This window comes from Candidatus Schekmanbacteria bacterium, from assembly GCA_003695725.1.
Lineage (GTDB): Bacteria > Schekmanbacteria > GWA2-38-11 > GWA2-38-11 > J061 > J061.
Genome location: RFHX01000288.1, coordinates 1 through 5,831, shown reverse-complemented (window position 1 = coordinate 5,831; position 5,831 = coordinate 1). Strand labels below are relative to the sequence as shown.

The following is a 5,831-nucleotide window of genomic DNA, read 5'->3' as shown; positions in this document are numbered from 1 at the left end:
TAAAAAAATATTCTATTAGTTGATATAATTATAATTAATGACAAAATTCTACACAAATCAGAAAGATGTTGTCAATACTAAATGATTCCCTCCCCAAAAATATAATAGGAAAAATATACAAAGTTTATTTAAAATTAATGCAAAAACACCCAGAATGCAACAATAGGATTTTTTTAATCCCAAATTTTTTTTGTCTTTTACTTAGTCATCTTCAGTCTGCCGAATGATCGATCATAGAGGGCTAAGAAATTCCGCCACTGTCAGTTGAATTGTATCATTTCTTCTCACATCAGCCATTGTCCACTTTGAGCAGTTAATTCATTCTCTCTGTTTAGTAGTATCTGATTATTATAAGAAGCAGGAAAAGTTCAAAAAGGAAAGTATGATAGATAAAAAACATTTATGGCAATATTTCTTTATTATTAAAGTTCATTAAGAAAATCAAAAAATGAAATGTTGAAATAGAATATAATAATGATAATATGAAAGAGAATTGTCCAATGGATGAGATTCATCGATTATGCTAAAAATTCTTTTGACAATCTTTCTCATACAACTATATATTGATAACTTAATTTTTTTAGGAGATACCAAGTTGAAGAAGATAATTTTCAAATATTTTATAGTCATCATCTTATTTACTTTGACCTCATCGTTCATAGTTTCTGCACAAAACTTCAACTACAAAATCCCACGCGAAGAGCTTGATAAACTTACACCTGAAGAGCGCTCCAAAGTTGAGATGTTCCTGCGGCAACAAAAGGAAAAAGAACTCTATAGAAAACCAGCCGTTCCAGGCAAAAGAGAAATTTACGAAGTACCTTATGAAGAAAGAAAAGGATATGAAGGAGAAAGAGGAAGATATGAGGAAGAAATAAAGATACAAAAAGAGAGGTCTCTTGAAGATGAGCTTGAAGAGATTCCATTAATATATCGGATTCAAGTTGAAAAGATGCTTAAAAAGCCAGAAGTAGATCCTCAAAAGGAAGCAGAACAATTAAAAAAATTTCCACCTGCCATAAGAACAAAAGTTGAAGATATTCTTAGAAGACAAAGAAAAATAAAAGCATATGAAAGACCTGTTGGAGAAGTCACACCAGAAAAGATAAAAGGACCACGCTCAAAAATAGAACGGCTTTATGCAGAAAAAATACCCGCAGAAGTAACAAAGGATTTGAGACAATTCGGCTATGACTTTTTCAACGAAGAGATCTCCACCTTTGCACCAGTAACAAATGTACCCGCAGGCCCTGATTATGTAATAGGCCCTGATGATGAATTTACAATCAATATTTGGGGAAGATTTGATGCAAGCTATCCAGTAAGGGTTGACAGAAATGGAGAAATCACAATACCGAAGATTGGAAGCTTAAAAGTCTGGGGAATGACTCTTGAAAAGATGGAAAAATATCTCCGTCGGGAATTTTCTAAATACTATACTGACTTTAAAATGAATATTGTAATGGACCGCTTAAAGGCAATCAAGGTTTTCGTCGTAGGAGAAGTGAAAAATCCCGGCTCATATACGCTATCATCCTTATCAACAGCTTTAAATGCCCTCTACTCAGCCGGCGGTCCCACCAAAGATGGTAGTTTGCGCGATATAAGAATAAACAGAAATAGCGAATCATTCAAGTTTGATCTCTATGATTTTCTTTTGAACGGAAGTAAAACACAAGATATACAACTTCAATCCGGCGATGTTGTTTTCGTACCAATAATTAAGAAGACTGCTGCTGTGGCAGGTTTTGTTAAAAGGCCTGCAATATATGAATTTGAAGATAAGATAACACTCTATGAGCTATTTCAATATTGCGGTGGAATTTCTCCTTATGGAATGACAAAAAGAGTTCAGGTTGAACGCGTCATAGCGCATAAACAGAGAATTGTTCTTGATGTCAATATTTCCAAAAAAGAAGATCTATTAGAAAAGCCTGAAATAAACATATCAGTTCAAGATGGAGACCTTGTCAAAGTTTATCCAATATACAGCAAAATTGAGAATATAGTCTATTTAGAAGGCAATGTGAAAAGGCCCGGTGGTTATGAACTCAAAGAAGGAATGCGAATCAAAGATATTGTTACTTCTTACGACGACCTTCTGCCCGAAACTTATCTCAAATATGCAAGAATTGTTCGCCTAAAAATGCCTGACTATCAGGAAGAACAGCTTTCTTTCAATATCAAAAAACTTTTTGAAGGTTCAGAAGAAGAAAATCTCCTGCTTCGGCCGCTTGACAGGATTACTATCTTCTCAAAAGATGAAATGAAAGAAAAAGAGAATGTAACTATCAATGGTGAAGTAAGATATCCCGGTGAATATGAATATATCGATAAAATGAGAGTAGCAGACCTCGTCTATCTTGCAGGCAATATCCTGAGAAGCGCATATAAACTCAATGCTGAAGTTGTCAGAAGGGAAATCAAAGATGATGTCATCACTCAAAGAAGCATTTACATCAATTTGGCGAAAGCATTGGCAGGAGATGAAAAAAACAACATCTTTTTGAAACCTGATGACACCGTATTCATAAGAATCATACCTGAATGGGAAAATGCAGGAATGAAAATAACACTCAAAGGCGAAGTAAAGTTTCCGGGGGATTACATATTCAAAAAAGGTGAAAAACTCAGCTCAGTTCTTAGAAGGGCTGGTGGTTATACAGATAAAGCGTATCTGAAAGGGGCAATATTTACGAGAAAATCAGTGGAAAAACAAATCAGGTCGCGCCTTGATGAAATCATAACCAATCTCGAAAAGGATATTCTGCAATCTTCAATTATAGCTGAATATGCCACTATGTCTCCTGAAGAAGCAAGGGCAAAAGAAGAATCTCTAAAATATAAAAAAGAATTAGTGAAAAAGTTCAAAGCCGCAACTGTTATTGGGAGAATGGTTGTCAAACTTGCACCTCTCGATAAATTCGAAAATTCTCCATATGATTTTGAGCTTGAAGACGGAGATACTCTTGAAATTCCAAAATATCCTTCAACTGTTTCATTGTTAGGAGAGGTCTATACACCCCAATCTATACTTTATCAAAAAGGGAAAACTGTTTCATATTATCTCGCCCAAGTGGGCGGTCCAACAAACAAAGCAAATAAAAGCGAAATCTACCTCGTTCGGGCAGACGGGACAACAATATCTCGCTTGCAGGGACGCTCCTGGAATCCTGACTCTTTTGGTTGGTTTACGCCAAGTTTTATGAATATAAAAGTTGAACCGGGCGACACAATCGTTGTTCCAACAAAGCTTGAAAAAGTAGATTTCTTGAAGATGGCTGACTCAATATCGCGTACAGTTGCCAATGTAGCGGCAACAGTGGGAATAGTTTTTGGAGCCATATTAAGATAGTATAAACATAGGAGGATAAATATTCATTGTCTAAGAAAGCATTAGTTACAGGGGCCGCAGGGATGCTTGGTTCTGATCTTTGTCCCTGTCTTGAAAAAAATGGATACGATGTAATAAGGACTGATATCAATTTAAGAGAAAGTACCATAGAGAAACTCGATGTCAGAAATTTCGATGAAGTAAAGGAGTTTATAGAAAAAGAGAATCCCGAAATTGTCTTTCATCTTGCCGCAGAAACAGATGTTGACCTTTGTGAAAAAGATCCTGAACATTCATATAGAAGCAACTATATTGCAACAGAAAACATTGCAATGGTATGCCGCGAAAAAAACCTTCCAATGATATACATCTCCACTTCTGCCATCTTTGACGGTACTGCGCCTGAACCCTATACCGAATATGACCTTCCCAATCCCTCCAATGTTTACGGCAGAAGCAAACTCGAGGGAGAGAAAGCTGTAATTAGACTTGTTGAAGAGCATTACATCATTCGGGCGGGGTGGATGGTTGGCGGATGGGACATTGATAAAAAATTTACGAGAAAGATTATTGAACTTTTGAAGAAAAATGATGAAATAAAAGCTGTCAATGATAAAGTTGGAAGCCCTACTTTCACTTTTGACCTTTCTGAATCAATCGTAAGAATAGTAAAAAACGGACGTCCGGGCATCTATCATTCCGCCAACAAAGGGCAATGCACGAGATATGAATATGCATGTAAATTGATTGAGTTGATGGGGTTAAAAGAGAAAAAAAGAGTAGTTCCCGTATCATCTGCACATTTCCCACTTCCCGCGCCACGAGGGAGATCAGAAGCAATGGTAAATATGAAGCTCAATGTTTTAAATATGAATAAAATGCCCACTTGGGAAGAATCATTGGAAAAATATCTGAAGATCTATGTAAAAGATTGAAGGGATTATATCCTGCAATTCGAAGAAAATTTTAAATGCAATGGAAACAATAAACAATCAATATGAAGAAGATGAAATCAATCTTCTGGATTATTGGCGCGTAATCGTAAAGCATAAGAAATTCATCCGTAATCTTTTCTTTGCTTCTGTTATACTTACAGCTATTGTAAGTTTAATTATGACCAAAATCTACCGCGCCCAAACAACAATAATGCCTGTATCTTCCTCCGCTTCGCAAGGACTTGCGGCACAGCTGAGTTCAATTCCTTTTGCAGGAGCTTTTTTAGGGTCAGCGGCAACTTCCAATCCATTGAACAAAATATATAATGTACTGAAAAGTCGAAGTGTATCCGAAGCAGTAATAAATTCATTAGAATTAAAAAAGGTTTTCTTCGAGGATGAATGGGACGAAGAAGAGCAAAGATGGGAAGATGAAGAGCCATATATGGAAGACACTATTAAGAAATTGAATAAAATCATTTCTATTTCAAGAGATATTAAATCGGGTTTAATAACAATCACAGTAACATATAAAGATCCTGAACTTTGCGCAAAGATTGCAAATCAATTTACAAAGGAACTTCAAAAAGCGCTGAATGAAAAGACATTTACAGTAGCAAAAAAGAACAGAATTGAAATTGAAAAGGAATTGAATAAAACCAAAACAAAATTGAAAGATGCAGAGGAACGTTTAGCAAAATTTCAGGAAAATTCAAAAGTACTTTCACTCGATGCCCAAACGGAGGCGCTGATTAAAGCCCTTGCAGAATTGAAAGCAAAGCTCGTTTCAAAACAGATAGAACTTGGTGTTATGAAAAAATTTGCTACAGAAAAAAATCCTGAAGTATTAAAGCTCAAAGATGAAATTTCCCAGTTGAAAAAACAGATAGATGAGATTGAATCTGGGATAAAGGATAAAACTGCAGGCAAGGGGAAGGACGCTGATTCAGTTTTTCAACCGCTAACAGAAGCCCCTGACACAGGACTTCAATATATTCGTCTAAAACGAGATATGATGATATATGAAAAGATCTATGAACTGCTCTCACAACAACATGAAATAGCTAAAATCGATGAAAACAAGGAATCAGTAGATTTTGTAATCATAGATGAAGCAAAAGTTCCGGAACGAAGATATAAACCAAAGCGAACAGTTATGGTATTGATTGCAGGGATTAGTTCGCTATTTATTGGAGTATTTATGTCTTTTCTTCTTGAATATGTTGAGCGATCTCGAACACAACAGTAATTTCTTAATTCAAAACATATTATCATCAGGTAAAAATAATAAACTTTATATTTCTTAATGAAGCTCTATTTTACAATCTGCAGAGAGCACATTACGCTATTCTCAATAAAAAATTTGAGTGTTAATTCCACCTTTTGATCAAGTCTCGGCTTGATAAAGCATTTATCCGAACTGAATATTTTAGAAAATGGCCAAGTGACTCTCCTTTTTTAACAATTAAAAAACTGGTAATATTCTTATCAAAAAATATAATAGTAATATGAAACAGCTATTGCCAGAATATCAGCTTATCCTAAATTGCGCTCGCATAGAG

General features: G+C 35.3%; 3 protein-coding genes. All 3 read left to right on the top strand.

Annotated elements, in window-relative coordinates; genetic code table 11:
* Positions 1-520 precede the first annotated feature (520 nt).
* The 3 genes from D6734_10965 to D6734_10955 are packed head-to-tail and all read left to right on the top strand — an operon-like array spanning position 521 to position 5,518.
* A complete protein-coding gene (locus D6734_10965; GenBank protein ID RMF93044.1) occupies positions 521-3,355 on the top strand; it encodes a polysaccharide biosynthesis protein in 2,835 nt (944 codons plus the stop codon).
* A gap of 26 nt (positions 3,356-3,381) precedes the next feature.
* Positions 3,382-4,269: a dTDP-4-dehydrorhamnose reductase gene (gene rfbD, locus D6734_10960; protein RMF93043.1), complete on the top strand. Its 888-nt coding sequence runs from the start codon at positions 3,382-3,384 to the stop codon at positions 4,267-4,269.
* A 40-nt stretch (positions 4,270-4,309) separates the two neighbouring features.
* Entirely contained in the window at positions 4,310-5,518 is a 1,209-nt protein-coding gene (locus D6734_10955) for a hypothetical protein (GenBank protein ID RMF93042.1), read from the top strand.
* The last annotated feature ends 313 nt before the right edge of the window (positions 5,519-5,831 follow it).